The 23,154-nt window shown below is 72.5% G+C and carries 21 protein-coding genes; 9 read left to right on the forward strand and 12 right to left on the reverse strand.

Annotated elements, in window-relative coordinates:
* Positions 1–204 precede the first annotated feature (204 nt).
* Positions 205–1,155 (forward strand): family 16 glycosylhydrolase, encoded by a 951-nt coding sequence (locus DEI81_RS09410; protein WP_181435368.1) that lies wholly within the window; start codon positions 205–207, stop codon positions 1,153–1,155.
* A gap of 31 nt (positions 1,156–1,186) precedes the next feature.
* Here DEI81_RS09410 and DEI81_RS09415 read toward each other — a convergent pair whose 3' ends face one another.
* Positions 1,187–1,675: a hypothetical protein gene (locus tag DEI81_RS09415; protein WP_111010455.1), complete on the reverse strand. Its 489-nt coding sequence runs from the start codon at positions 1,673–1,675 to the stop codon at positions 1,187–1,189.
* Positions 1,676–1,821: 146 nt separating this feature from the next.
* Between DEI81_RS09415 and DEI81_RS09420 the strand changes: the two genes are divergently transcribed.
* A complete protein-coding gene (locus tag DEI81_RS09420; protein WP_111010456.1) occupies positions 1,822–3,186 on the forward strand; it encodes an MFS transporter in 1,365 nt (454 codons plus the stop codon).
* A 79-nt stretch (positions 3,187–3,265) separates the two neighbouring features.
* On the opposite strand, the gene DEI81_RS09425 is transcribed toward DEI81_RS09420, so the two are convergent.
* The gene (locus DEI81_RS09425) at positions 3,266–5,227 is read right to left on the reverse strand and encodes a prolyl oligopeptidase family serine peptidase (protein WP_111010457.1); all 1,962 of its coding nucleotides are present in this window, start codon (positions 5,225–5,227) and stop codon (positions 3,266–3,268) included.
* 25 nt (positions 5,228–5,252) lie between these two features.
* Positions 5,253–5,636 (reverse strand): DUF2267 domain-containing protein, encoded by a 384-nt coding sequence (locus tag DEI81_RS09430; RefSeq protein ID WP_111010458.1) that lies wholly within the window; start codon positions 5,634–5,636, stop codon positions 5,253–5,255.
* A gap of 134 nt (positions 5,637–5,770) precedes the next feature.
* Here DEI81_RS09430 and solA point away from each other — a divergent pair, with 134 nt between their 5' ends.
* Complete coding sequence (gene solA, locus DEI81_RS09435) at positions 5,771–6,955, forward strand: N-methyl-L-tryptophan oxidase (RefSeq protein WP_111010459.1); 1,185 nt, start codon at positions 5,771–5,773, stop codon at positions 6,953–6,955.
* 72 nt (positions 6,956–7,027) lie between these two features.
* On the opposite strand, the gene DEI81_RS09440 is transcribed toward solA, so the two are convergent.
* The 5 genes from DEI81_RS09440 to DEI81_RS09460 all read right to left on the reverse strand — a co-directional run bounded on the left by DEI81_RS09440 (position 7,028) and on the right by DEI81_RS09460 (position 14,656).
* Positions 7,028–10,057, reverse strand: a complete 3,030-nt coding sequence (locus DEI81_RS09440) for a glycoside hydrolase family 38 C-terminal domain-containing protein (protein WP_111010460.1) — start codon at positions 10,055–10,057, stop codon at positions 7,028–7,030.
* 22 nt (positions 10,058–10,079) lie between these two features.
* Positions 10,080–11,456: a glycosyl hydrolase gene (locus DEI81_RS09445; protein WP_111010461.1), complete on the reverse strand. Its 1,377-nt coding sequence runs from the start codon at positions 11,454–11,456 to the stop codon at positions 10,080–10,082.
* Positions 11,456–12,277, reverse strand: coding sequence for a carbohydrate ABC transporter permease (locus tag DEI81_RS09450; protein WP_111010545.1), 822 nt, complete (start codon positions 12,275–12,277; stop codon positions 11,456–11,458). The genes DEI81_RS09445 and DEI81_RS09450 overlap by 1 nt, the downstream gene beginning before the upstream one ends.
* Before the next feature lie 158 nt (positions 12,278–12,435).
* Positions 12,436–13,314 (reverse strand): carbohydrate ABC transporter permease, encoded by an 879-nt coding sequence (locus DEI81_RS09455; protein WP_111010462.1) that lies wholly within the window; start codon positions 13,312–13,314, stop codon positions 12,436–12,438.
* Positions 13,315–13,342: 28 nt separating this feature from the next.
* On the reverse strand, positions 13,343–14,656 hold the full coding sequence (locus DEI81_RS09460; protein ID WP_111010463.1) for a sugar ABC transporter substrate-binding protein: 1,314 nt from the start codon (positions 14,654–14,656) through the stop codon (positions 13,343–13,345).
* A gap of 215 nt (positions 14,657–14,871) precedes the next feature.
* Here DEI81_RS09460 and DEI81_RS09465 point away from each other — a divergent pair, with 215 nt between their 5' ends.
* Complete coding sequence (locus DEI81_RS09465) at positions 14,872–15,945, forward strand: LacI family DNA-binding transcriptional regulator (RefSeq protein ID WP_258368602.1); 1,074 nt, start codon at positions 14,872–14,874, stop codon at positions 15,943–15,945.
* Here the strand turns inward: DEI81_RS09465 and DEI81_RS09470 are convergent.
* Positions 15,896–19,057, reverse strand: coding sequence for a GH92 family glycosyl hydrolase (locus DEI81_RS09470; RefSeq protein WP_258368603.1), 3,162 nt, complete (start codon positions 19,055–19,057; stop codon positions 15,896–15,898). The two genes, DEI81_RS09465 and DEI81_RS09470, sit on opposite strands and share 50 nt — an antisense overlap.
* A gap of 141 nt (positions 19,058–19,198) precedes the next feature.
* A complete protein-coding gene (locus tag DEI81_RS09475; protein WP_111010464.1) occupies positions 19,199–19,495 on the reverse strand; it encodes a DUF4190 domain-containing protein in 297 nt (98 codons plus the stop codon).
* A 179-nt stretch (positions 19,496–19,674) separates the two neighbouring features.
* Here DEI81_RS09475 and DEI81_RS09480 point away from each other — a divergent pair, with 179 nt between their 5' ends.
* Together DEI81_RS09480 and DEI81_RS09485 are read left to right on the forward strand one after the other, a co-directional pair.
* The gene (locus DEI81_RS09480) at positions 19,675–20,277 is read left to right on the forward strand and encodes a hypothetical protein (RefSeq protein WP_146244067.1); all 603 of its coding nucleotides are present in this window, start codon (positions 19,675–19,677) and stop codon (positions 20,275–20,277) included.
* 45 nt (positions 20,278–20,322) lie between these two features.
* Positions 20,323–20,511, forward strand: a complete 189-nt coding sequence (locus DEI81_RS09485) for a hypothetical protein (protein ID WP_111010466.1) — start codon at positions 20,323–20,325, stop codon at positions 20,509–20,511.
* Positions 20,512–20,570: 59 nt separating this feature from the next.
* On the opposite strand, the gene DEI81_RS16570 is transcribed toward DEI81_RS09485, so the two are convergent.
* On the reverse strand, positions 20,571–20,693 hold the full coding sequence (locus DEI81_RS16570; RefSeq protein WP_258368604.1) for a hypothetical protein: 123 nt from the start codon (positions 20,691–20,693) through the stop codon (positions 20,571–20,573).
* Positions 20,653–21,093 (reverse strand): hypothetical protein, encoded by a 441-nt coding sequence (locus DEI81_RS09490; protein WP_111010467.1) that lies wholly within the window; start codon positions 21,091–21,093, stop codon positions 20,653–20,655. The genes DEI81_RS16570 and DEI81_RS09490 overlap by 41 nt, the downstream gene beginning before the upstream one ends.
* Before the next feature lie 193 nt (positions 21,094–21,286).
* On the opposite strand from DEI81_RS09490, the gene DEI81_RS09495 reads away from it, so the two are divergent.
* The 3 genes from DEI81_RS09495 (at position 21,287) to DEI81_RS09505 (ending at position 23,150) form a co-directional block, all read left to right on the forward strand.
* Positions 21,287–22,552: a kynureninase gene (locus DEI81_RS09495; protein WP_111010468.1), complete on the forward strand. Its 1,266-nt coding sequence runs from the start codon at positions 21,287–21,289 to the stop codon at positions 22,550–22,552.
* A 50-nt stretch (positions 22,553–22,602) separates the two neighbouring features.
* A complete protein-coding gene (locus DEI81_RS09500) occupies positions 22,603–22,860 on the forward strand; it encodes a hypothetical protein (protein WP_111010469.1) in 258 nt (85 codons plus the stop codon).
* 71 nt (positions 22,861–22,931) lie between these two features.
* Entirely contained in the window at positions 22,932–23,150 is a 219-nt protein-coding gene (locus tag DEI81_RS09505) for a hypothetical protein (RefSeq protein WP_220035662.1), read from the forward strand.
* The last annotated feature ends 4 nt before the right edge of the window (positions 23,151–23,154 follow it).

The raw sequence follows: 23,154 nt of genomic DNA on the forward strand, positions 1-23,154 counted from the left end.
GCCTCGACGACGACCTCGCTCCGGGCACTGCCGGTACCCCCCGTCCGCGGGGTGTCGGGCCGACCGGGGGCGGCGGTAGCCTCACAGGACCCGAACGGCTGGGCCGTCGCGCTGTACCCGCCGCGCAGATCCCGACCCGCCATCTGACCTGGAGTCTCCGTGGACTCGAACGACAGGGCGCCCCGAACGCCCTGGGACCACGGCGTGCCCGAGCGCGCCGACCGGACCCGAACGCACGCGTACCACCGACGCACCCGCCGGCCGGCGCTCGCCGTCGGCGTCGCACTGTCCCTCGCGCTCGTGCTCGCGGCGTGCGCGCCCGCGCGGAGTGGCGCGCAGTCCCTGCCGACGTTCGACGCCCGCTCGTCCACCGCCGCCAGCACGGCCACCGCGACGGCGACCGGGGAGCCCGCGCCGTCCCACGACGAGGCCGTCCCCACGCCCGGGTCGTTCGACGAGTTCGACGGACCGGCGGGTGCCGCCCCGGACCCGGCCCACTGGAGCGCCCAGACCGGCGCGGGCGGGTGGGGCAACCACGAGCTGCAGACCTACACGGCGTCGAACGGGGTGCTCGACGGCCACGGCCACCTCGTCATCACGGCGGACATCGGCCCCGACGGCGGTCCCCCGTACACCTCCGCCCGCCTGACGACCCACGGCAAGTCGTCCTTCGGGTACGGCACGGTCTCCGCGCGGATCCAGGTCCCGCAGGGCGGGTCGCTCGTGCCAGCGTTCTGGATGCTCGGCTCCGACGTCGACACGGTCGGCTGGCCGGAGTGCGGCGAGATCGACGTCGTCGAGGCCCCGATCGACACGCACCGCACCTCGCACTTCCTGCACGGCCCGGGCGAGGACGACCCGGACCACAACGTGCAGGCCGGTGGGATCCTCATGCACACCCGGGCGATGAGCAAGGGGTTCCACACGTACTCGGTCACCCGGTCGCCGGGGCACGTCGTCATCAGCGTGGACGGTGTCGTCGGCACGGACATCACCGAGGCGACCGCGCCCAGCGCCCTGAAGTGGGTGTTCGACGGACAGTTCGACCTCATCCTCAGCCTCGCGATCGGCGGGTCGGTGCCGCACCCGACAGCGAGCACGCCGCGGACGGCTCAGATGGTCGTCGACTGGGTCCGGTACGCGCCGGCGCGGTGACGACCGAGCCGGCGGACGAGCCGCGGCGGGGTCAGCCCGACAGCGCGATGCGGAACACCTGGACGCCCACGGCGCCGAGCGCCGACAGTCCGAGCCGGAGGCGGAACGACCGCCCCGACCGCGGCGCCGCGGGCGACACGGCCGCACGCACCTGGTAGAGGATCTCGGCCGACAGCTGCCGCTGCAGCCGCGCGGGCGCCGAACGCGCCGCGCTGCTCGTCGACACCGCGACGACGACGGCGTCGGGCGTCAGGTGCGCCTCGACCGCGCGGAGGACGTCGATGGCGCGGCGGAGCGACGAACGCCGCCCGCTGTTCCGCACGGCGAGGACGGCAACCGGGCAGCGCACGTCGTCCGGCAGCTCGTCACGGCGGTCCGGGCGGATGATCGGGAGCTCGATCCGGTGCGCGAACGCCTCGAGCGCTGCGACGACCTCTCCCGCGTCCCCGTCGAGCAGCACCGGCGAGAGGTCGTCGCGTGCGGCGGCCAACTCGGCTCGCGGTCCGCGGCGTCGGGGCATCGGCTCCTCCTCGGTCGGACGTCCAGGTGCCCCCATCCCACACCTCGGACGCCCATGGCGGAACCTGAGAGACCGTTCGTCCACCAATCCGTACCATGCGCTGGGTACCGGGCGGGAGTGCTCCGACCGGCGGACGAGGAGCGATCATGAGCACGACCACACGGACCCCCGAGCAGCGCCGGAAGGGATTCCTCGCGCGCATGACGTTCGCCTGCGCCTGGGGCGAGGGCCTGGACGGTTTCGACCTCGGCCTCATCAGCGTCGTCCTGCCGCTCATCTCGACGGCCCTCCACGTGAACGCCCTGGAGGCGGGCCTCATCGGTGCGTCGTCCCTCATCGGCATCTTCGTCGGGGCGCCACTGACGGGCCTCCTGACCGACCGGTTCGGACGGAAGACCGTGTTCACGGTCGACATCATCGCGTTCGTCGTCCTCGGCCTGCTGCAGGCCTTCGTGACCGACGCCTGGCAGCTCCTCGCCGTCCGCATCGCGCTCGGGATCGCGATCGGCGCCGAGTACTCGATCGGCGCAGCGATGCTGGCCGAGTTCGCCCCCGCGAAGAGCCGGGGACGGCGCCTGTCCGGGCTGCTCGTGTGTTGGTACGCCGGGTACCTCGCCGCGGTCGTGGTCGGGTACGCGCTCGTCGACCTCGGGCACCTCAACTGGCGGTGGGTGCTCGCGACGAGCATCCTCCCGGCGATCGTCACCGTCATCGTTCGCATCGGTTTCCCGGAGTCCCCGCGGTGGCTGTTGCACCGTGGTCGGGAGCAGGAGGCGCGCGCGGTGATCGACCAGCGCCTCGGCGGCGGCGCGTACTACGAGCAAGAGGACTACGGCTCCGAGGAGCAGAAGGCCGGCGGCTACCGCGCCCTGTTCGCGCCGGGGAACCGGAAGCGCGTGACCTTCATCGCCGTGTTCTGGGCCTGCAACGTCGCCCCCTACTTCGCGATCTTCACGTTCGCACCGACCGTGCTCAAGTCGCTCGCGCTGCACAACGAGACGGCCGGCACCATCACCGTCAACGGCATGGCCGCCGTCGGGGCGCTCGTCGGGATGCTCACCATCGAGCGGATCGGCCGTCGCCCGCAGCTCATCCCGCCGTTCTGGATCATGGCGGTCGCCCTGGCCGTGGTCGGCTTCTGGGGCAGCGCGCCGGGTGCGGTCGTCGTCGTGTGCTTCGCCGTGTTCTCGTTCATGAACGCGCTGCAGGGCAACCTCACCGCCGTCTACCCCATCGAGGTGTTCCCGACCGAGGTCCGCTCGACCGGTGTGGGCTTCACCGCCGCGTGCAGCCGCGTCGGCGCCGCCGCGGGGACCTTCCTGCTCCCGGTGGGCATCACGACGCTCGGCATCGGACCGTGCATGCTCATCGCCGCGGCGATCTGCGTGGTCGGCGCGATCGTCTCGCAGGTCATGGCACCGGAGACGACGGGGCGTGGCCTGCACGACACGAGCACGGGCGAGTTCAACGCCCGCGCGCTGCAGGGGCGGCTCCCGGAGCGCGTGGGCTGACGGCCTGGAGGGACGGGGCGGCCGCGCCGCCGCTCCTCCCCGACGGCGGCGCGCGCCCGACAGGACGATCGTGTCCGGTTCAGTCGAGCGGCAGCGCGGGGACGCCCGGCGTCGCGAACCCCAGGATCTGCCCGTAGAAAGCGAGCTCCTTCTCCGTCGCGTCGATGATGGTCGCGGCCTTCCGGAACCCATGCCCCTCGCCCGCGTAGGTGACGTAGGCGTGCGGGATGCCCCGCTCCCGCATGGCGTCGCGGAACAGCTCGGCCTGCGACGGCGGCACGACCCGGTCGTCGAGGCCCTGGAGCAGGAGCACGGGCGTGCGGAGCTGGTCGACGGCGTGCAGGGGGGCGCGTTCGCGGTACAGCGCCGCGGCCTCGGGTAGGGGCCCGATGAGCCCGTCGAGGTAGCGCGACTCGAAGTCGTGGGTGTCCTGCGCGAACCGCTCGAGCTCGGCGACCCCGAAGTACGAGACCCCGGCGGCGAACACGTCGGACCGGGTGAGTGCGGACAGGACCGTCCAGCCGCCGGCCGAGCCGCCGCGGATCGCGAGGCGTGCCGGATCGGCGAGCCCGGCCTCCCCGAGACCCCGCACCGCGGCGATCGTGTCCTCGACGTCGACGACGCCCCACTGGCCCCGCAGGGTCTCGCGGTAGGCGCGGCCGTACCCGGTCGACCCGCCGTAGTCGATGTCGACCACCCCGATCCCGCGGCTCGTCCAGTAGGCGATGCGCATGTCGAGCGCGGCCACCGCCTGCGAGGTCGGACCGCCGTGCACGACCGCGACGTACGGGGGCAGTTCGCCCTGCGGGGCGACGTGGTCGGGGTTCCGCGGCGGGTACACGATCGCGTGCACGGTCCGCTCGCCCGGGAACTCCCGGCGCTCGGCCACCGGCAGGTACCGGGCGTCGGGCAGGTCGTCCGCGTCGAGCCGGACGTCCTCGGCGGCTCCGGTCGCGAGGTCGAGGACCCGGGCCCCGGCACCGACCGTCGACGCACCGGAGGTCACGAGGACGCGGTCGTCCCGGGCCCCGCCCACGGCGATGCTCGTCCACGGCGTCTCGATCGGCTCGGGGTCCCGCTCACCGGTCGGGTCGAGCACGACGAGTGAGGTGGACCCGAAGGTGCGGGTGGCAAGCAGGCGGCTGTCCGGCAGCAGCGTGTACCAGCGGGTGCCGAGCCTCCAGAGCGGTCCCCCGTACTCGGCGGCGTCCGGGTGCAGCGGTGTCCGGACGCCGTCGAGCGTGATGCGCTCGAGGTTCCACCAGCCGGTCGGGTCCGCGATCGCGACGAGCGTGTCGTCGTCGAGCCACTCGGGCTGGAGGACCGACTCCGTGGGCGACCCGGCCAGCGTCCGCCACGTGCCGGCGACGCCGTCGTCGTCGACGGGTGCGACGCGGAGCTCGGTGCCGTCCCAGGGCATCCGGGGGTGGTCCCAGGCGATCCAGGCCAGGTGCCGGCCGTTCGGTGACCACCGCGGGGCGGCGAGGAAGTCGGATCCGCCGACGACGCTGCGGACCGCCGCGGGGTCCGTGGCCGCCGAGCCGTCGAGCGGCACGGCGACGACGTCACGGACGATGTCGGTCGTGTTCTCGCCGGTCTTGGTGGCACTGGGCGTGTGGGTCTCGCGCACCGCCACGACCTCGTCCCCGCGCAGGCTCACGTCCCCGTACCGGTGGTGCGTGCCGTCGATCCCGAGTGGCGTGAGCGGTCGGGGCTCCGGGGCGCCCGGCTCCAGCACGTACAGCCGCTGGTCGGTGAACTCGACGAACACCAGGACACCCCGGTCGTCGGCCGCCCATGCACCACCGCCGTACTCGTGCACGCGGCTCGCTGCGTTCCACGGAGCCGGCAGGACGTCGACCACCGCGCCCGACGCATCGCGGCGTCGGACCGCCGAGCGGCCGTCCTCCTGCGGGCGGAGCTCGAGCCACCAGACCTCGTCGCCCACCCAGCGCGGGCCGGACACGGGGTGGCCGTTCGTGGTGAGGTCCGCTGCGGAGATCGGGGAGGTCCAGGAGCCGTACGGCGTCGTTGCGGGCATGCGCCCATCGTGGCAGACGGGGACGTCAGACCTTCAGGTGGAAGAGCGCGACGTACTCCTTCGGCAACTGGGTCGTCACGTGGTCCCACACGCCCTTCGACACGGCCTCGTGCACGACGGCGAACACGACGGTCGCACCCTCGAGCGCGGTGTCGGCGTCGACGCCCGCCCGTTCGGCCACGCGTCGGCAGAACTCGTCGGCCCCGAACCGCTCGGACGCCTCACCGTCGCGGAGGAGCGGCGTGCGGAGCTCCTCGGGCAGCTCCGCGGCGAGGTCGGCGGCCTCACCACCGCTGAGACGCTCGGCCAACGTCAGGAGCGTCGCGTCGGTGATGGGCCGAGCCCGGGTGCGGGTGTGGGTGATGTCGGCTCGCTGTGCCACGAGGTCCACGAACTCTCCGGCGTCCATCGGTCCCTGCCGTTCTCGCTCCGACGACGCCGCCTGGGACGGCGACGTCCGGTCCGCGGTGTCGTTGTGCCCTGCAGTGTCGTCGGGACGCCTGCGGGGCGGCCCAGGTCCCGGCCGTCTGCGATGATCGCGGCATGGACGTCGGTCACCCCTCCACCGCCACGGGGATCGAGGTCCGCGTCCCGGGCACGGTCGTCGTCGGGCTCGGAGGCATCGGCTCGGCCGCCGCGTACCACCTCGCCGCACGGGGTGCGACGGTGCTCGGACTCGACCCGCGCCTCCCGGGTCACCGCGACGGTTCGTCGCACGGCCGGTCGCGCCTGGTGCGGCAGGCGTACGCCGAGGGCCCCGAGTACGTCGCGCTCACGACCGCCGCCTGGAGGCTGTGGCACGAACTCGAGCAGGCGTCCGGCACCCGTCTGCTCACCGAGAGCGGCGTGCTCGCCGTCGCTCCGATCGGGGGTGCCCTCGTGGCGGACACCCTCGCCGCGGCCCGCGCGCACGGACTCCCCGTCGAGCACCTCACGGCGACCGCGATCCGTGATCGGTTCCCGGCGTTCCGGGTCGCCGACGGCTGGGAGGGTGTCCTCGAGCGGGAAGCGGGATTCGTCGACCCCGAGGCGACGGTCCGCGCCCACCACCGACTCGCCCAGGAGCACGGCGCGGAGTTCCGCGCGGAACGCGTCGTCGACATCGCGTTCGGAGCGCACCCGCTCGTCCGCACCGACGTCGCCGCCTACCGCGCGGACCGGGTCGTGGTGGCGGCCGGACCATGGGCGCCCGAGCTGCTCGCCGCGACGGGCCTCCGGATCGTGGCCCGTCGCAAGGTGGTCGCGCACTTCGCGCCGACGGACCCCCGGGGTCTCGGAGCCGACGCCATGCCGGGCTTCTCCATCCAGCACGACGGGCACCTGTACTACGGGTTCCCGGACCACGACGGGCAGGGCGTCAAGATCGGCCGGCACGACGGTGGCGAGGACACGACCCCGGACACGATCGACCGCGTGGTCCGCCCCGACGAGGTCGCCGAACTCCGCGGTGTCCTCGAGCGGTTCCTGCCCGGGGCCGCGGGCGCGGGCCTCGACGCGTACTCGTGCATGTACACGATGAGCAGCGACGAGGACTTCATCCTCGGCGCGCTCCCCGGGGCGCCGGCGTGCTTCGTCGCGACCGGCTGCTCCGGGCACGCGTTCAAGTTCGTGCCGGTGCTCGGCGAGGTGCTCGCGGACCTCGCGCTCGGGGTCCGGCCGCGGTACGACATCGGGTTCCTCTCGCCCGATCGCGCTGCGGCCCGGGCGAGCGCGGCCATCGACCGTTGACCGCGCCGCCCGACGTGGCCGCCCGCGGGCGGCGCGGTCGTCAGCCCCGGACCGCGCCGCCCGACACCGGCCTCAGCCCAGCGCGAACCGCAGCGTGCGGACCTCGAAGCCGCCGAGCGCGAGGTCGACGGTCGCGGAGTCGGCCGGCGCGGCGGCGATGCTCGACGCGTCGACGATCGGCTCCTCGAGCAGGGTGACCTCGGTGACGGCCGAGACGGCGGCGGCGACGGTCACGGTCCCGCGGGCACGACGACCCGCGGGCTCGTACACCCGGACGACGAGGTCGCCCGAGCGGTCGTCCGCGAGCTTGACGCTCGACAGCACGAGGTCGTCGGACACCGTCACGAGCGGGTCGAACCCGTGGTCGCCCGTCACGGTCCGGGCGTCGACGTTGAGGAGCACGCCCTCCTCGGTCGCACCGGCCACCGACGTCCCGACGACGAGCCCGAAGCGGTGCGTCTGCACGCCCTGGTCCGTCTCCGGGTCGGGGAACCGCGGTGCACGGAGCAGCGACAGCCGGAGCGTCGTCGTGACGTCCCCGTCGACGGCGTCCCGGGTCATGTCGTACCCGTGGATCGAGTCGTTGACGAGCGCGACGCCGAAGCCCGGCTCCTCCGCGAGCACGTACCGGTGCATGGACGTCTCGAACTTCGCGGCCTCCCACGAGGTGTTGCTGTGGGTGACGCGCTTGTTCGCGCCGAACTGGGTCTCGGCGATCGTGTGCTCCGCGCGGACGTCGAGCGGGAACGCGACCTTGAGGAACTTCTCCGTCTCGTGCCAGTCGACGACCTGGGCGACCTCGAGCGTGCGGGACCCCGGCGCCAGGGACAGCGTCTGCTCGATCGACGACTCCGAGAACGACCGGCGGACGACGATCCGGGCGACACCATCGGCACCGGTCGACACGGTCAGCTCGTCGACCCCGCGGATGTCCTCGACCCGGTTGCGGTAGTAGCGGTCGACGTCCCACGCGTCCCACATGTTCGGGAAGTCCTGGTGGAGCTGCAGCAGGTTCCCCGCCTGGCCGGGCGCGATCGCGTCCCGCCCGGACCCGAGGTCGACCGCGGAGGTCACGAGCCCCTCGGCGGAGACCGTGATGCGGACGAGGTCGTTCTCGAGCACGTGGGCGTCGCCGTCCTCCGTGATGGTGACGGGAGCGACCTGCGGCACGGAGGCCGCGACGACCGCCCCGAGCGCGGGCGCCCCGCCCCGGGCGAACGGCGCGGGGTTCACCAGGACGGAGGTGTCCCCCTCGCCGACGAGCGCGCGGACGGCCTGCGCGATGATCGCCACGAGGGCGTCGGCGACGCGCGCGTACTGCTCGACGGCCTCGCGGTGCACCCAGGCGATCGACGTGCCGGGCAGGATGTCGTGGAACTGCTGCAGGAGCACCTGCTGCCACAGGGCGTCGAGCTCGTCGTACGGGTAGGCGAACCCGGTGCGGGCCGCGGCGGTGGCGCACCACAGCTCGGCCTCGATGAGCAGGTGCTCCGCGCGGCGGTTCCCCTGCTTGGTCCCGTGCTGCGACGTCAGGGTCGCGCGGTGCAGCTCGAGGTAGAGCTCACCGACCCACACGGGCGGGTTCGCGAGCTCGCCGCGGGCACGCTCGAAGAACGCGTCCGGGTGCTCCCACGCGACCTGCGCGCTGCCCTCGAGGTCCGCCAGGCGCGCGGCCTTGCCGGTCATCTCGCGCGTGGTCCCGCCACCGCCGTCGCCCCACCCGACGGGCGCGATCGACCCGGACGCCAGGCGGTTCTCGCGGAACTGCCGCGACGCCTTCGCGACCTCGGAGCCGGACAGCTGCGAGTTGTAGGTGTCCATGGACGGGAAGTGCGAGAACACGCGGGACCCGTCGATGCCCTCCCACAGGAACGTGTGGTGCGGGAACTTGTTCACCTGGTTCCACGAGATCTTCTGCGTGAAGAACCACTCGAACCCGGCGCGACGCATGAGCTGCGGTAGGGCCGGCGAGTACCCGAAGCTGTCCGGCAACCAGACACCCTTCGGCCGGATCCCGAACTCGCGCTCGAAGAACCGCTGACCCTGCGAGAACTGCCGGACGATCGACTCGCCGGTCGGCATCACGGTGTCCGACTCGACCCACATGCCACCGAGGGGCAGGAACCGACCCGCTGCCACCGCCTCCTTGACGCGCGCGTACACCTCGGGGCGGTGCTCCTTGATCCAGGCGTACTGCTGGGCGCTCGACATGCCGTAGACGAAGTCGTCGGTCTGGTCGATGAGCTCCGTCATCGACGAGGTGGTCCGCGCCACCTTGCGGATCGTCTCGCGCACGGGCCAGAGCCATGCGGAGTCGATGTGGGCGTGCCCGACGGCGGAGATCCGGTGGGCCGAGGCCTCGGCCGGGGACGCGAGCACGTCGGCGAGCGCCGCTCGGGCGTCGGGCGCGGTCTCGGGGATGTGCTGCAGGTCGAGGGCGTCGAGGGCGTCGTCGAGTGCCTGCAGGATCCGCATCCGTCGCGGCCCCTGGGGCAGTTCGGCCTGGAGCTCGAGCAGCACCTCGATGTCGAGGGCGAGCTCGTGCACCTCGGCCTCGAACACGGTCAGGTCCATGCGGCGCGACGTGTACAACCGCCGTGACGACGACGTCTGGATGTCCCCTTCCTGCGTCGGGAGGAAGGGGTGGTAGTCGAGCAGCACGGGGTTCGACGCGCCCTCGAGGTACAGGTCGACGAGCTCGCCGCCCTCGGCCTGCTCGGTGACGAGGACCCACTGGTTGCGCGGGTTGATCGACTTCACCGGGCTGCCGTCCGGTCGGTAGACGAGGCCCTCGCACTGGAACCCCGGCATGTTCACGTCGAACCCGAGGTCGATGAGCGCCTCGACCCGACGTCCGGCCCACTGCTCGGGCACGGTCCCGGTGACGTGGAACCAGGTGGTCCCCCACGCGGCACCCCACGGCGTCCCGACCTCGTACGGCCGGTAGGCGAGCGCGAGGCCCTCGGCGGGGGTGATCGGCTCGCCGGGGAGCTCGTTCCACTCGACCGTCAGCGGGACCGCCGTCGCGTGCACGGCCGGCAGGATCCGTTCGTCGAGGACCCGGCGCGCTCGGCCGATGGTGAGGGGGATGTCGTCGTGCATCAGTGCCTTCCGGATTGGGTGGTCAGGGCATCGTGGCGGGGTGCGCCACCGCGGTGTGGACGGCGCGGGTGTCCGCCGGGACGTCGTGCAGCGTGCGGATGCCGCGCTCGGCCAGGAGTCCGGAGTCTCCCGCGCGCGAGCGCAGGACGACCTGCGGTCCGCGGCCGAGCGACTCGGCCAGCGCGACCCAGGCGAGCGAGAACCGGCCCCCGGGGGCGGCCGTCGCGCGGACGTCCGGGGCGCGACGGCCGTCGGGCAGGACGTCGTCGAGGACGAGCGCGTCCGTCGGCGGCGCGAGCCGCTCGAGTGCCGCGCCGGCACCGTCGCCGAACGCACGGGCGAGCTCGGCGAATCGCTCGCCGGTCGGCTTGCGGCGTCCGTCGTTCGTGAAGAGTCCGAGGTCGTACTCGAGCTCGGGGAAGTCGGCGAGCGACCGCGCGACGTCGTGCGAGCACCACCAGGTGATGCCGAACAGCTGCTGCACCTCGACGGCGTGCCGGATCGTGCCCTCGAGGAACGCCGGGGCGTCGTCGACCGGGACCACGTTCGTCGGGGCGCCGACCTCCTGGAGCCAGTTCGGTCGCTCCGCGGTCCGGTTCCACGCCGCGGCGAGCTGGAGCAGGTACTCGCCGTGCCGGACGGATCCGGCGCCGAGCGGACCGTGCACGCGGGCGGCCCCGTTGAACACCCACGAGTGCGTGACGGTCATGTCGCCGTGGTCGGCCGCGTGCTCCGGACCGAACGGCTGCGCGTCGTCGTACCAGGCGGCGTCGTACTGCGCGACCGTGACGGACGGGGCGGCCGTGCGCCGGGCCTCCCGGCCGACGCCGGACGGGAGGCCCGGAGCCGGGACCGCGTCCGGCACCGGTGCACCGAGCCCGCGCCGCGCCGCCGCGACCATCGTCGTGAGCCAGTCCCCGGCCTCCCGGTCGGTCACCGCGTGCGGCGTGGGGTGCGGGGCGTGCGCGAACTGGTTCAGCTCGTTGCCGAGCGTGACGCCGAGCAGGTTCGGCCGGCCGGCGAGCGCCGCGGACAGCGCCTGCACGTAGTCGGCGGTCGACGCGACGACGTCCGGGTCGGTGAACACGTTCCGACGATGCCAGCTCTCGAGCCACGACGGCACGAAGTCGAAGCTCGACAGGTGCCCCTGCAGCGCGTCGACGTTGACGTCGAGCCCGAACGACGCGGCGATGTCGACGACCGTCGCGACGTCGTCGAGCGCCGACGCCCGGATGAGCGTCCGGTTCGGCTGCACGAGTGGCCAGAGCGGGAACACGCGGACGTGGTCGACGCCCAGGCCGGCGATCTGCTCGAGGTCACGCGCCACCGCGGACGGCGAGAAGTCGAGCCACGAGTGGAACCAACCCTCGGCGGGCGTGTAGTTGACGCCGAAGCGCATCAGCCCTTGACCCCGCCCTCTTCGACGCCCTTAAAGAAGAAGCGCTGGAGCACCGAGAAGATCACCGCGATCGGGATGAACGCGATCATCGTGCCCGCCGCGATGAGGCGCTGGTCGTTCGAGAACGTGCCCTGCAGGTACTGGAGTCCGACGGTCAGGGTCAGCTTGTCCGGCGTCTGCAGCACGATGAGCGGCCAGAGGAAGTCGTCCCACGCGCCGATGAACGAGAAGATCGCGATGACGGCGATCGTGCCCTGCACGGCGGGCAGCGCGACGAACCGGAGGCGCTGCCACGAGTTCGCGCCGTCCATCACGGCCGCCTGGTCGATCTCCTCCGGGATCTGCCGGAACGCGTTGTACATGAGCAACACGTTGAGCGCGGCGATCATCCCCGGCAGGGCGACGCCGACGAGCGAGTCCGCGAGCCCGAGGTCCTTGATCGTGACGAACTGCGAGACGATCGTGACCTCGCCGGGGAGCACGAGCGTCGCGAGGAACAGCCCGAGCACCACCTTCTTGCCCCGGAACTGCAGGCGGGCCACAGCGAACCCGGCGAGCGTGGCGAACACGACGTTGCCGACGACGTCGAGCGCGGCGACGACGAGCGAGTTCCCGATGTAGGTGAACACGGGGATCGCGTCGGCGACCTTGACGTAGTTGAGGAACGTCGGCTGGCTCGGTACGAACTCCGGCGTCTGCGTGTAGATGTCCTCACCCGCGCCCTTGAGCGAGGTCGACAGCTGCCACAGGAACGGCCCGATGGTGATGAACAGCACCACCACGAGCAGCACGTAGCGGAACACCTTCTCCTTCGTGCTCATGGTGCCGAAGGTGCGGCTCCGGCGGCGGCGCCCGTCCGGACCGACGCGCCGGGTCCGTCCCGTCCCTCCCGGTCGGGAGGCGCGGCTGCCGCCCGCAGCGTTCGCTGCGGTCCCGCGGTCTCCGGAGACGACCGGTTCGGACGTCGTCGTCGTGTTCGTCACTGCTCCGCCTTGTTGTTGATGCGTGCGAGGACCAGCATCGGCACGAGCGTGACGACGAAGAGCAGGATGCTCAGGGCCGACGCGTAGCCGAGGTTGCCGGTGAAGCCGCGGGCGTACTCCTGGATGAGGCTGACGAGCGACTCGTCCTGGCCGCCGGGGCCGCCCTTGCCGTTGGTGAGGACGTAGAGCTCCGAGAACACCCGCAGCGCCGAGACGCACACGAGGATCCCGACGAGCGTCATGGTGCCGCGGACGCCCGGCATGGTCACGCTCCAGAACCGGCGGACGGCGCCGGCCCCGTCGAGTGCCGCGGCCTCGTGCAGGTCCTTGCCGACGTTCCCGAGCGCCGCCAGGAAGATGATCATGTAGTAGCCGAGGCCCTTCCACACCGTCAGGCTGATCGCGCTGAAGAGCACGAGCCACCGGTCGGTGAGGAACGGGAGCGGCCCCTGGATGACGTGCAGGCTCTGGGCGACCTCGTTCACCACGCCGCGGTCGTCGAGGATCCAGGTCCAGATGAGCCCGACGACCACCGCCGACGCGATGACGGGCGTGTAATACGCGGTCCGGAAGAACGCGATCCCGGGCAGGTTCTTCTCGACCAGGAGCGCGATGAGGAGCGGGAGGATCGTCAGCAGCGGCAGGCAGATCGCCATGTAGACGACGCTGTTGAGCAGCGCCTGCCACACCTGGGGGTCGGCGAGCAGGGTGCTGAAGTTCTTCAGCCCCACCCACGCGCTCACCCCGCCGAGCGGACTGGCGTTCGTGAACGACAGCCGCACGGTGTTGATCGACGGCCAGAAGCTGAACACGAGCAGCCACACCAGGGCCGGCGCGATCAGGATCCACGGCGTGTACCAACGGTTCGCTCGCATGGCGATCCTCCCTCTCCTGGTGGTGGCGTCAGCCGTTCGCGAGCAGGGTGTTCATCTTGGTCTGCGCGGTCTGCAGCGCCTTCATGCCCGTGGTCTGGCCCTTCATGGCGAGCGCGATCTGCTGGTCGAGGAACGTCGTCATGGAGTCGTTCGCCTCGACCGGCGTCAGGTTCTTCGCCGTCTTCAGCGCCGTGTTCGCGAGGACGCGGGCCTTGCCGTTCTCGGTGCCGTCGTCCTTCGAGAAGAACGGGTCCGACTGCGAGGACTTCGTCGACGGGAAGATGTTGACGAGCTTGGCGAAGGCCTTCTGGTTCGCGGCGTTCGTCATGAACTGCGCGAACGCGTTCGCGGTGGCGAGGTGCTTCGACTTCTGCGAGACGCTGAGGCCCTGCACGTACAGCGGCGGGGTGTCGAGCGCCGGCGAGACGACGACGTCGTTCTTGAGCGACGGGTTGTTCGTCTCGAAGTCGCTGAGCGAGGACGCGCCACCCGTGGTCCAGGCCACCTTGCCCTGCGTGAACAGGGTCGAGTTGCCGAGGTAGTCGGAGTTGAGGACCGACGACGGCATGTAGCCGTTCTGGTACGCGGTGGCGTACTGGTCGATGAGCGACGCCGCCTTCTTCGTGGCGAACGTGAACTTCGTGCCGTCGCTGTTGAGCACCTTGACGCCGGCGAGGGTGAAGTCGCTCAGCGTGGGCTTGCGGCTCATCAGGTAGTCGTTCGGGCAGTGCTCGTGCATGGTCTTGGCCTGCGCGAAGAGCTGCTGCGTGGTCGCCGGCGGCTTCGACGAGTCGAGACCGCACTGGTCGAGCATCGACTTGTTCCAGAAGTCGACGTCCGTGTTGAGGTACCAGGGGTACCCGTACACGCCACCCTTCGTCTCCTTGTAGTCGTAGGCGTCGACCGAGCCCGCCGTGTAGGTGCTCCGCAGCGAGCTGTCGGCCTTGCTGACGTCCTCGAGGATCCCGCGCTTCGCCAGGGGCAGCGCGATGTCCGGGGGCAGGTTGACGACGTCCGGCAGGGTGTTCGACGACGCCTGGCTCAGGACCTTGTCGGAGTAGCCGTCGCCGGGCTGGTCGACGAGCTTGACGGTCGTGCCGGGGTGCTTCTTCTCGAACGCCGCGATCACGCCCTTGAGGTACCCCGTGAACTTGGGCGTCAGCGCCCAGGTCTGGAGCGTGATCGTGCCGGTGACGTCGCCGCCGGCGCTGCTGCCGCCGCTGTTGCTGCCCGCGGAGCAGCCGGTCAGGACGAGCGCGGCCGCCGCGGCGGTCGCCAGGCCTGCGGCGAACGTCGCTCGCCTCCGGCCGGAGGTGGGTGCTGTGGTGGTACGACGTGACATTGCGTGGACTCCCTTGTTCGCCGCAGCAACTGAAGCGGTTCAGATCCGCCATCAGTCGCGGCATCGCTACCGCTGTTGCAGGTGAGCATGAAGGACTAAAGCGCTATAGTCAAGCCGCGGCGTGTCCCCGGTCGTTCGCCGCGGCGACACCCGGTGGTCACTCGCCGGGCGCGGTGCCATTCGCCAACGGGCGCGGGTGCCGCCATGATGAGCGCGTGGACGACGAGGGGGCCGGTGCAGCGACGATGCCGCAACCGAAACGGGTGACGATCGCCGAGATCGCAGCACGGGCCGGCGTTTCCACGGGAGCGGTCTCGTTCGCACTGAACGACCGGCCGGGTGTCTCGGCGGCCACCCGGTCGCGCATCCTCGAGGTCGCCCGTGAGCTCAACTGGCGTCCCCACTCGGCCGCGCGGGCCCTCGGCGGCGCCCGCGCCGGCACCATCGGGTTCGTGCTCAACCGGCCCGCGCGCACGCTCGGGACGGAGTCGTTCTTCGGCGACCTCATCTCCGGGATCCAGCTCGGCCTCGCCGGGACCCACGTCGGGATGAACCTCCTCGTCGCGCGTGACGTCAACGAGGAGCTCGAGACGTACCGCGAGTGGTGGAGCGGGCACCGCGTGGACGGCGTCGTGCTCATCGACCCGCGAGCCGACGACCCCCGCCTCGCGTTGCTCGCCGAACTCGGCCTGCCCGCCGTCGTCGTCGGCTCGCATCCATCGCCGCCGGGCACCTGGCCCACCATGTGGATCGACGACTCGGACGCCGCGGACACCGTGTTCGGGTACCTGCACGCGCTCGGCCACACCCGCATCGCGCACGTCGCCGGGCCACCGCAGTTCGAGCACACGGCCATGCGCGCCGCGGCGCTGCAGCGATTCGCCCGGGAGGCCCGGCTCGAGTCCGCCGAGTCGTTCACCACCGACTACTCGTCGGACGCCGGCGCCGCGATCACCCGGACCCTGCTCGTCGGCCCGCGCCGCCCCACGGCGATCGTCTACGACAACGACGTGCTCGCCGTCGCCGGGCTCGGTGTCGCCGCCGAGATGGGGGTCCCCGTGCCCGACGACCTGTCGATCGCGTCGTTCGACGACTCCGCCATGGCGCGGCTCGTCCGGCCCGCGCTCACGACGCTGACCCGCGACACCGTCGAGCTCGGCGAGCGTGCGGCCCGACTGCTGCTCGAGCAGGTCGAGGCCAGGAGCCCGCTGACGTCGCGCCCCGGCCCCGCCCTGACGCTCAGCGTCCGGGAGTCGACCGCGAGGCCGCGACGACCTCGAGCTGGGTGAGCCCGACCGGCCGCGACGCCGTGAACCGGATCGCACCGCGCTCGACCCCGCCCGCGATCCGGAACACCCGGGTCTGCGCGGCCCAGGCGAACTCCTCGCCGACCCGCTCGTCCGCCGTGGCGACCCGGCCGTCCCCGTCGACCCACGCCACCGTCCACCCGTACGTCCCCGGCTCGGCCACCGTGACGGTGTAGAGCGACGCGGCCGCGACGGACACCGGCACCTCGACGTGTTCCCCCGCGGCGAGCCGCACGACGCTCCGCCCGGTGTCGTCGGTGACCGGCGACGCGCCGACCGGCAGGACGTCCGCGGGCGTGTCCGCGAAGCCGTGGAGCTCGGACGCCGACACCGGGCGCGACCCGGCGGCCCACCCGAGCGGCTCGTCCGACAGCGTGAACACCACGTGCGCGCCGCGGGCGATCACCGCGTGCGGGATCGACACCGACTCCCACGGTTCACCGTCGACGGTGACGGACGCCACGTACGGGCCGCGGCACGGCCCCGCGACCTCGACGACCGTGGTCGCGTCGCCCAGGTGCAGCTCGGTCCGTCGGACGGTCGGCGGGACGAGCACGTAGGTCCCGGTCGCGGGCGCGAGCGGGTACAGCCCGATCGTGACGAACACGTACCAGGCGCTCATCTCGCCGTTGTCCTCGTCGCCCGGGTACCCCTGGCCGAGGTCCGAACCGACGAACAGGCGCGTGACGCACTCGCGGAGCGTCGCGTGCGCGTCGTCGTGTCGGCCGGCCCACATCGGTGCGAACGGGATGTGGTGCGCCGGCTGGTTCGACAGACCGAGCATCCCCATGCGGACGTCCCGCGCCTCGGTCATCTCGTGGATCGCGAACCCGTACGAGCCGGAACGGTCCGTCGCACCGGTCTCGCCGGCGGCGCGGAACCGGGCCATCGCGGCGAGGAGCCCCTCCGGCCCGCCGTGCAGGGCCATGACACCGGCCCCGTCGTGCGGGGCGGTGACCATCGTTCCCCACGCGTTCGTCTCGGTGTAGTCCGTCCCCCACTCGGCCGGGTCGAACGCCTCGCCCTCGACCCGCCAGTCCCCGTCGGGACGACGGCCCACGAAGAACCCGAGCCCCGGGCGGAACACGTTCCGGTACTGCAGGGACCGCCGGGCGAACCACTCGGCCTCGGCGTCGAGTCGTTCCGCCTCCGACGAACCGGGCACGGCGCGGTCGGCGAGCAGCCGCGCCATGACCGCGAGCCCCCAGTCGTTGATCGCCGCGTCGAGGGTCCACGACATCCCCTCGTGCGTGTCGGTGTCGACGTACCCGCGGAACGCGCCCGGGAGGATCCCCTTGCGTCCCACGCGCGGGTCCGGTGACGGCACGGTCGCGTTGCGCACCGCGCTCCGGTACGCCGTCGCGAGGTCGAACCCCGGGACGCCCTTGGCCGCGAGGTCCGCGAACACGGTGTCACTCGTCGTGCCGGTCATGACGTCCTCGGCACCGGGGGCGCTCCAGCGGGGCGTCCAGCCGCCATCGCGGTGGTGCTGCACGAAGCCCTCGGCGAGTGCCCCGGTCCGCTCGGGTGCGAGGAGCGCGAGCAGCGGCCACGCCGTGCGGTAGGTGTCCCAGAACCCGTTCGTCGTCGTGAACGGCCCCGACCCGACCTCGGGCCCGGGCTCGTCGCGGACGGGGGTGTCGAGGACCGCGCCGTAGGGCGAGCGGTAGCGGGGCTCGCCGGTCAGCGCGGTCTCCCCGGCGGTGTTCGGGTACAGGAACAGCCGGTACAGGCCCGAGTACAGCGACACGAGCTGGTCCTCGGAGGCGCCCTCGAACGACATCGTGGCGAGCGCCGCCGACCACCGCCGCTCGGCCTCGGCGCACATGGCGTCGACGTCGCCCGCAGCGCGCAGGTTCGCGGCCGCGTCCTCCGCCGACACCGTCGAGATCCCGAGGTGCACGTCGACCGGTGCCGTGCCGTCGACGACGAACCAGCCGCCGAGCCGGCCGTCCTCGACCGTCGTCCGGTCCGTCACCACGCCGTGGACCCGCAGGTGCACGTGGTGCGGCGGTGTCTGTGGCCGGTCGTCGAGGAGCGCGTCGACCACCCCGACGCCGTCCTCGACCCGCACGGACGCCGAGCGGACGACGCCGTGGTGGTCGAGCACGACCGATGCACGCTCCCCCGGGAAGGTGAACCGGAACCCGAGCGCGAACTCCCCCGCCGTCATCTCCGCGGTCACCCCGCCGTCGAACGCCACCCGGTAGCGGTGCGGGCCCGCGAGCTCGTCCGCGCGGTCGAACGGCAGCGCGCGGGCCGCGCGGTCGGTGTCCGGCTCGACGAGCGGGCTCGGCATGATCTGGAACACCCCGCGGTCGCCCATCCACGGCGAGGGGATGTGGGACGTGGCGAACGCCTGGAGCGCCGGCCGGCCGTTGCCGTCGACGTGCTCGTGGTACGCGTACGGCCAGCGAGGATCGGACGCGTCGGTCATGGGCAGCCCGAACACGCCGCCGTGCGGGACCGCCACGAGCGGCGCCGTGTTCCCGCGCGAGAACCGCGACGACGCGTGCGTCCCGCGGGTCGTCACGACGTGGTCGAGCGGCCGGGAGGTCCGGGGCGGCGCCGTCTCGATCCGCACGTCGTCGAGCCAGCCCCGTAGTGGTGCCGCCGCGCCGTCGGCGGCGACCCGGTCGGCGCGGCCGAGCCGTGCCTCCAGACGGTCCACCGTGCGCCCGGCGAACGGCGTCAGGTCGACGGTGCGGCGGTTCCACTGGTCCACCCAGAGCATGCGCGCGTCGTCCTGCGCCTCCGGCGTCATCGGGACCGCGTACTGGTCGCGCGCCGACGCGGAGGCACGGCTGCCGTCCGTGAACACGACGTCGAGCGCGAACGCGGTCGCGTCCCAGAACCCGTCGAGGTCGGCCTCGGTCGGCTCGGCGCGACCGGCCGGCAGCACCCGCTCCGGGAACCACACCCACGTGAGCCGGGCGCCCGCGGCCACCGGCCGCTCGACCGCGAACGGGACCTCGGCGACCGCCTGGTCGCGGCCGTGTCGCTCCACCAGGTACGCCTCGGCGGAGGAAAACCCGACCCCGTTCCGCGCCGCCACCGCCGTCGTCGGACCGCTGCTCCGCACCAGTGCTCGCATCGGGCCAGCCTACGAGCCCGGGCACCGCCCGTCCGCGGCCACCGCCGACCACCATCCCCGCGAGCGACGTGACGATGCGGAACGTCTACTCGCGGAGCGGTGACCGGCGCCGTGTCATGGGAGTGAGGCTCCGACGCGGGGTCAGTGGTCGACGAAGAAGAAGTAGTGCTGCAGGCCGAAGACGAGCGCGAGGATGCCCCACACGACGCCGATGACGCCGAGGACGATGCCCGCGATCGCCTGGCCGTGACCGCGCTCCCCCTTGGCCGGCGAGCGACGCAGGCCGACGACGCCGAGGACCAGGGCGACGAGGCTGAGGACGCCCCAGAAGCTGATGACGAGGCCGACGATGCCGATGACGAGTGCGGAGATGGCGACGCCGTTGCGCCGTCCGGCGTCTGCGGTGCCGTACCGCTCGGGCTGGGTGTTGGTGACCATGGGATCGGGCTCCTCGGTGTCGTGGTCGGTCAGATGACCTGAGGAAAGCACCGGTTGGAGCGCAGCGTTCCTGGTTCTCAGCGAACGGGGTACAGCGAGGGGGACTTGGCCAGGCAACGGGGGACGTTCCGACCGGCGCGAGCACCACGGCGTTACCGTCACGTGCGGGGGTGGTGCGCGTGCCCGAACAGACACCGACTGACCAGGACGAGTCCGTGCTCGCGATCCGCGAGGGCCGCCACGGCGGACCGCCCGTGGACCATCACCGCGCGCTCGTTCGGTCCGTCCTCTGGTTCCTCGCGGCCGCGGCGGCCGTGCTCGTCGTGGGCCTGGCCGTGGAGCGACCGTTCGACCCCAGGACGTTCGCCGCCGCTGGCATGGCCGGTTCCGTCGCCGGCGTGCTCGCCTGCGCCTTCGCGGCACGCGGGAAGCCGGGCGGGTACGTCCCGACCGTCACACCCGAGCAGCGCGTCCGCGACCGGCGCGTCCGGCGCGCGATCCGGCGCGACGATCCGCGGGAGCTGAGCGAGGAGGAGTACAGCGAGGCCCTCCGGCGCGCGCCCTACATCTCGGCGCGCGCAGCGGTGCAGTCGGGCCAGGTCGGCTGGTACGCGCTCGCGCTCGTCGTCCAGTCGTCCAACCTCCACACGCAGCACGGGCCGCTCGTCCCCGCCCCGGTCCTCGTCCTGCTCGCGATCGCCGCGCTCGTCACCGGGGCGATCGGTCTCGTCGGCCTGCGCCGCTCGTTCGCGTTCGCGCGCCGGCCCGTCCCACCGACCTGATCTGCCCCGGCGGTCCTCGTGCCTCTTCCGAGGGACTCCGAGCCCGTGCAGGACGCGACGGCCTCGACTTCGAAGGCGGTGACGGCCCTCGGCGCCGCCGCTCCGTGGTACACAACGGGGTCCCTCGGTGCCGGCGCGACCTCCGTGCTGTCGGTCTCGGCGATCACCGCGCACGGCACCGGACCTGCAGCGAGTGGGGCGATCGAGATCGGGGACGGCGCCGGCCACCCCTGACGGACACGGGCCCGGGCGGTCGGCTCCTCGCCGGCCGCCCGGGCCCGTGCTCGCGCGGATCAGCGTCGCGCGATCGGCTCCTCGCCGTGGTTGATGAGGCCGAGCCACGCGCCGAACCGGCGTCCGCTCACGACCTCACGCTCATCGGTCTGCTGCTGTGGGTCCACCACGGGTCGCTGCATCGGTGCTCCTGTCGTTCCTGACGAGGTACAACCGGACCGGGCGATGCGCATTCCCGCGCAGCGTGATCCGCCGACGCATGAGTTCGTCGTAGGGCACGGGGAGCGTCTGTCGCACCCCACCGAGCAGCACCATCGTGCCGTCGACGCGGACCACGTCGAAGCCCGCCATCGTGAGGTCCGCGGTCGGTGTCGGCCCGAGCGCGTCGATCACGACGTCGGCGTCACCCTCGACCGTCGCGGCGATCGCCGACACGTCCGCAGCGCGGTCGCCGACGGACCGGACGGTCCGCACGCGCGGGTCGAGTGCGGCGAGCCGCTCGAGGCTGGAGGCGTTGCGTCCAGCCAGGCCGGCGTCAAACGGGTCCGCACACGGTCGGGGCGTGTCCAGCACCTGGCGCACGCGTCGTTCCTGGTGCCCGACCAGCCCGAGCAGACGCTGACGATCTACCGGCAGATCTGACGCTCGGGCCGCTGCGACCGCACTTCGGCGTCGGCCGGACGGCCCAGGGACGGAGCGCGGCCCCGCACGACGCCGTACGCTGGCTGTCCGGCGCTCGGGTCCTGACCGCCAACCGTGCCGAGGAGTCCCTGACATGACCGACCAGACGTCCGTCGCCGACGACCGGGTCGGCAGCGACGCTCCACGGGCGACCACACCCGATTCGCTCGAACTCGACCGCACCGACCCGCTCGCGGAACACGTCGCCGCATTCGTCCCGAGCACCGAGGTCCGTGCGTACCTCGACGGCAACTCGCTCGGGCGGCCGCTCCTCGCCACCGCCGAGCGGCTGCAGCGGTTCGCGACGCACGACTGGGGCAGCCGCCTCATCCGCTCGTGGGACGAGCAGTGGATGACGCTCCCGCTCGAGCTCGGCGACCGGATCGGTGCCGTCTGCCTCGGCGCCGCGGCGGAGCAGACCGTCGTCGCGGACTCCACGACGGTGCTCCTGTACAAGACGATCCGCGCCGCCGTGGCCGCGCGGCCGGACCGCACCGAGATCGTCATCGATGACGACGACTTCCCGACCGACCGCTTCGTCGTCGAGGGCATCGCCGCCGAGTGCGGGCTCTCCGTGCGGTGGATCGTGGCCGACCCCGTCACCGGTGTGACGGTCGAGCAGGTCGAGGAGGCCGTGTCCACGTCGACCGCGGTGGTCGTGCTGAGCCACGTCGCCTACCGCTCGGGCGTCATCGCCGACGTGCCCGGCATCACCGCGGCGGCACACGCGGTGGGCGCGCTCGTCCTCTGGGACCTGTGCCACTCGGCCGGCGTCGTGCCGACGTCGCTCGACGCGTGGGACGTCGACCTCGCCGTCGGCTGCACGTACAAGTTCCTCAACGGCGGCCCGGGCTCCCCCGCGTTCGCCTACGCCGCCGAGCGGCTGCAGGCCGACCTGCGGCAGCCGATCCAGGGGTGGATGGGCGCCGCCGACGTGTTCAGCATGGCCGACGGCTACACGCCCTCGCCGGGGATGCGCCGGCTCGTCAGCGGGACGCCGCCCGTCGTCGGCATGCTCGCGATGCAGGACATGCTCGACCTCCTCGAGCGGGTCGGCATCGACGCGGTCCGCGCGAAGTCCGTCGCGCTCACCGAACACGCGATCGCGCTCGTCGACGACCTGCTCGCCCCGTTCGGCGTCGTCGTCTCCAGCCCCCGCGACGCCGACGTCCGCGGCAGCCACGTGACGATCACGCACCCGGCGTTCCGCGAGGTGACCGCGGCGCTCTGGGCGCAGGACGTCATCCCCGACCACCGGAACCCGAACGGCATCCGGCTCGGGCTCTCACCCCTGTCGACCACGTTCGCGGAGGTCCGACTGGCCGTCGAGGCGATCCGCGCCGAGCTCGCCGGGCGGTAGGCGCGCGCACGCCGCGTCGTTCCCGGTACGGTCAGCCCCGGGGGCGTGTCATGGCGGGACAGACCGCGGACGACGACCGGTCGACCCCGGCCGCGCGCATCGGGTCGTCAGCACACATCGACTCGTCGCTCGCGATCCACGAGGGCCGTTGCTGCGGACCGCCCGTCGACCACCGCCGGGCGATCCCTCGATCGGTCCTCTGGTTCCTCGGTGCCGCGGGCACCGTGCTCCTCGTGTGTCTGCTCGTCGAGCATCATCGGCTCCATCGCTCGTTCGCTCTCGCGCGCCGGGCCGTTCCGGCCTCCTGACCGGTGCCGCTCGGACGACCGCGTCCCGCTCCACGCCGTCGAGTTCTGCGGCGTCCCAGTACGCTGCCGACGTGATCCCTGCGGGCTGGACGATCAACCACTTCTCCCTGAGCAATCCCGAGGGGAAGGGGCAGGGCAGCGTCCCGGCGTTGCTTCGTCGGCTCGCCGACGCCATCGACGGCCTCGGTGACGTCGACGTGCAGGACGTCACCTTCAGCAGCAAGGTGACCGACGGCGAGGATGACCTCACCATGACGGTCTACTACCACCGGGAGCCGCGGCGACGGTAGGGCA

It is taken from the genome of Curtobacterium sp. MCBD17_013 (genome assembly GCF_003234565.1).
GTDB lineage: Bacteria > Actinomycetota > Actinomycetes > Actinomycetales > Microbacteriaceae > Curtobacterium.

Excerpts from the sequence above, each read along its gene's own strand:
- DEI81_RS09445 (WP_111010461.1), bottom strand. The coding sequence starts at position 11,456 with ATGCGCTTCGGCGTCAACTACACGCCCGCCGAGGGTTGGTTCCACTCG.
- DEI81_RS09420 (WP_111010456.1), top strand. The coding sequence starts at position 1,822 with ATGAGCACGACCACACGGACCCCCGAGCAGCGCCGGAAGGGATTCCTC.
- DEI81_RS09455 (WP_111010462.1), bottom strand. The coding sequence starts at position 13,314 with ATGCGAGCGAACCGTTGGTACACGCCGTGGATCCTGATCGCGCCGGCC.
- DEI81_RS16570 (WP_258368604.1), bottom strand. The coding sequence starts at position 20,693 with ATGCAGCGACCCGTGGTGGACCCACAGCAGCAGACCGATGAGCGTGAG.
- DEI81_RS09470 (WP_258368603.1), bottom strand. The coding sequence starts at position 19,057 with ATGCGAGCACTGGTGCGGAGCAGCGGTCCGACGACGGCGGTGGCGGCG.
- DEI81_RS09425 (WP_111010457.1), bottom strand. The coding sequence starts at position 5,227 with ATGCCCGCAACGACGCCGTACGGCTCCTGGACCTCCCCGATCTCCGCA.
- DEI81_RS09415 (WP_111010455.1), bottom strand. The coding sequence starts at position 1,675 with ATGCCCCGACGCCGCGGACCGCGAGCCGAGTTGGCCGCCGCACGCGAC.
- DEI81_RS09475 (WP_111010464.1), bottom strand. The coding sequence starts at position 19,495 with ATGGTCACCAACACCCAGCCCGAGCGGTACGGCACCGCAGACGCCGGA.
- DEI81_RS09440 (WP_111010460.1), bottom strand. The coding sequence starts at position 10,057 with ATGCACGACGACATCCCCCTCACCATCGGCCGAGCGCGCCGGGTCCTC.
- DEI81_RS09430 (WP_111010458.1), bottom strand. The coding sequence starts at position 5,636 with ATGGACGCCGGAGAGTTCGTGGACCTCGTGGCACAGCGAGCCGACATC.
- DEI81_RS09460 (WP_111010463.1), bottom strand. The coding sequence starts at position 14,656 with ATGTCACGTCGTACCACCACAGCACCCACCTCCGGCCGGAGGCGAGCG.
- DEI81_RS09500 (WP_111010469.1), top strand. The coding sequence starts at position 22,603 with ATGGCGGGACAGACCGCGGACGACGACCGGTCGACCCCGGCCGCGCGC.
- solA (WP_111010459.1), top strand. The coding sequence starts at position 5,771 with ATGGACGTCGGTCACCCCTCCACCGCCACGGGGATCGAGGTCCGCGTC.
- DEI81_RS09450 (WP_111010545.1), bottom strand. The coding sequence starts at position 12,277 with ATGAGCACGAAGGAGAAGGTGTTCCGCTACGTGCTGCTCGTGGTGGTG.
- DEI81_RS09495 (WP_111010468.1), top strand. The coding sequence starts at position 21,287 with ATGACCGACCAGACGTCCGTCGCCGACGACCGGGTCGGCAGCGACGCT.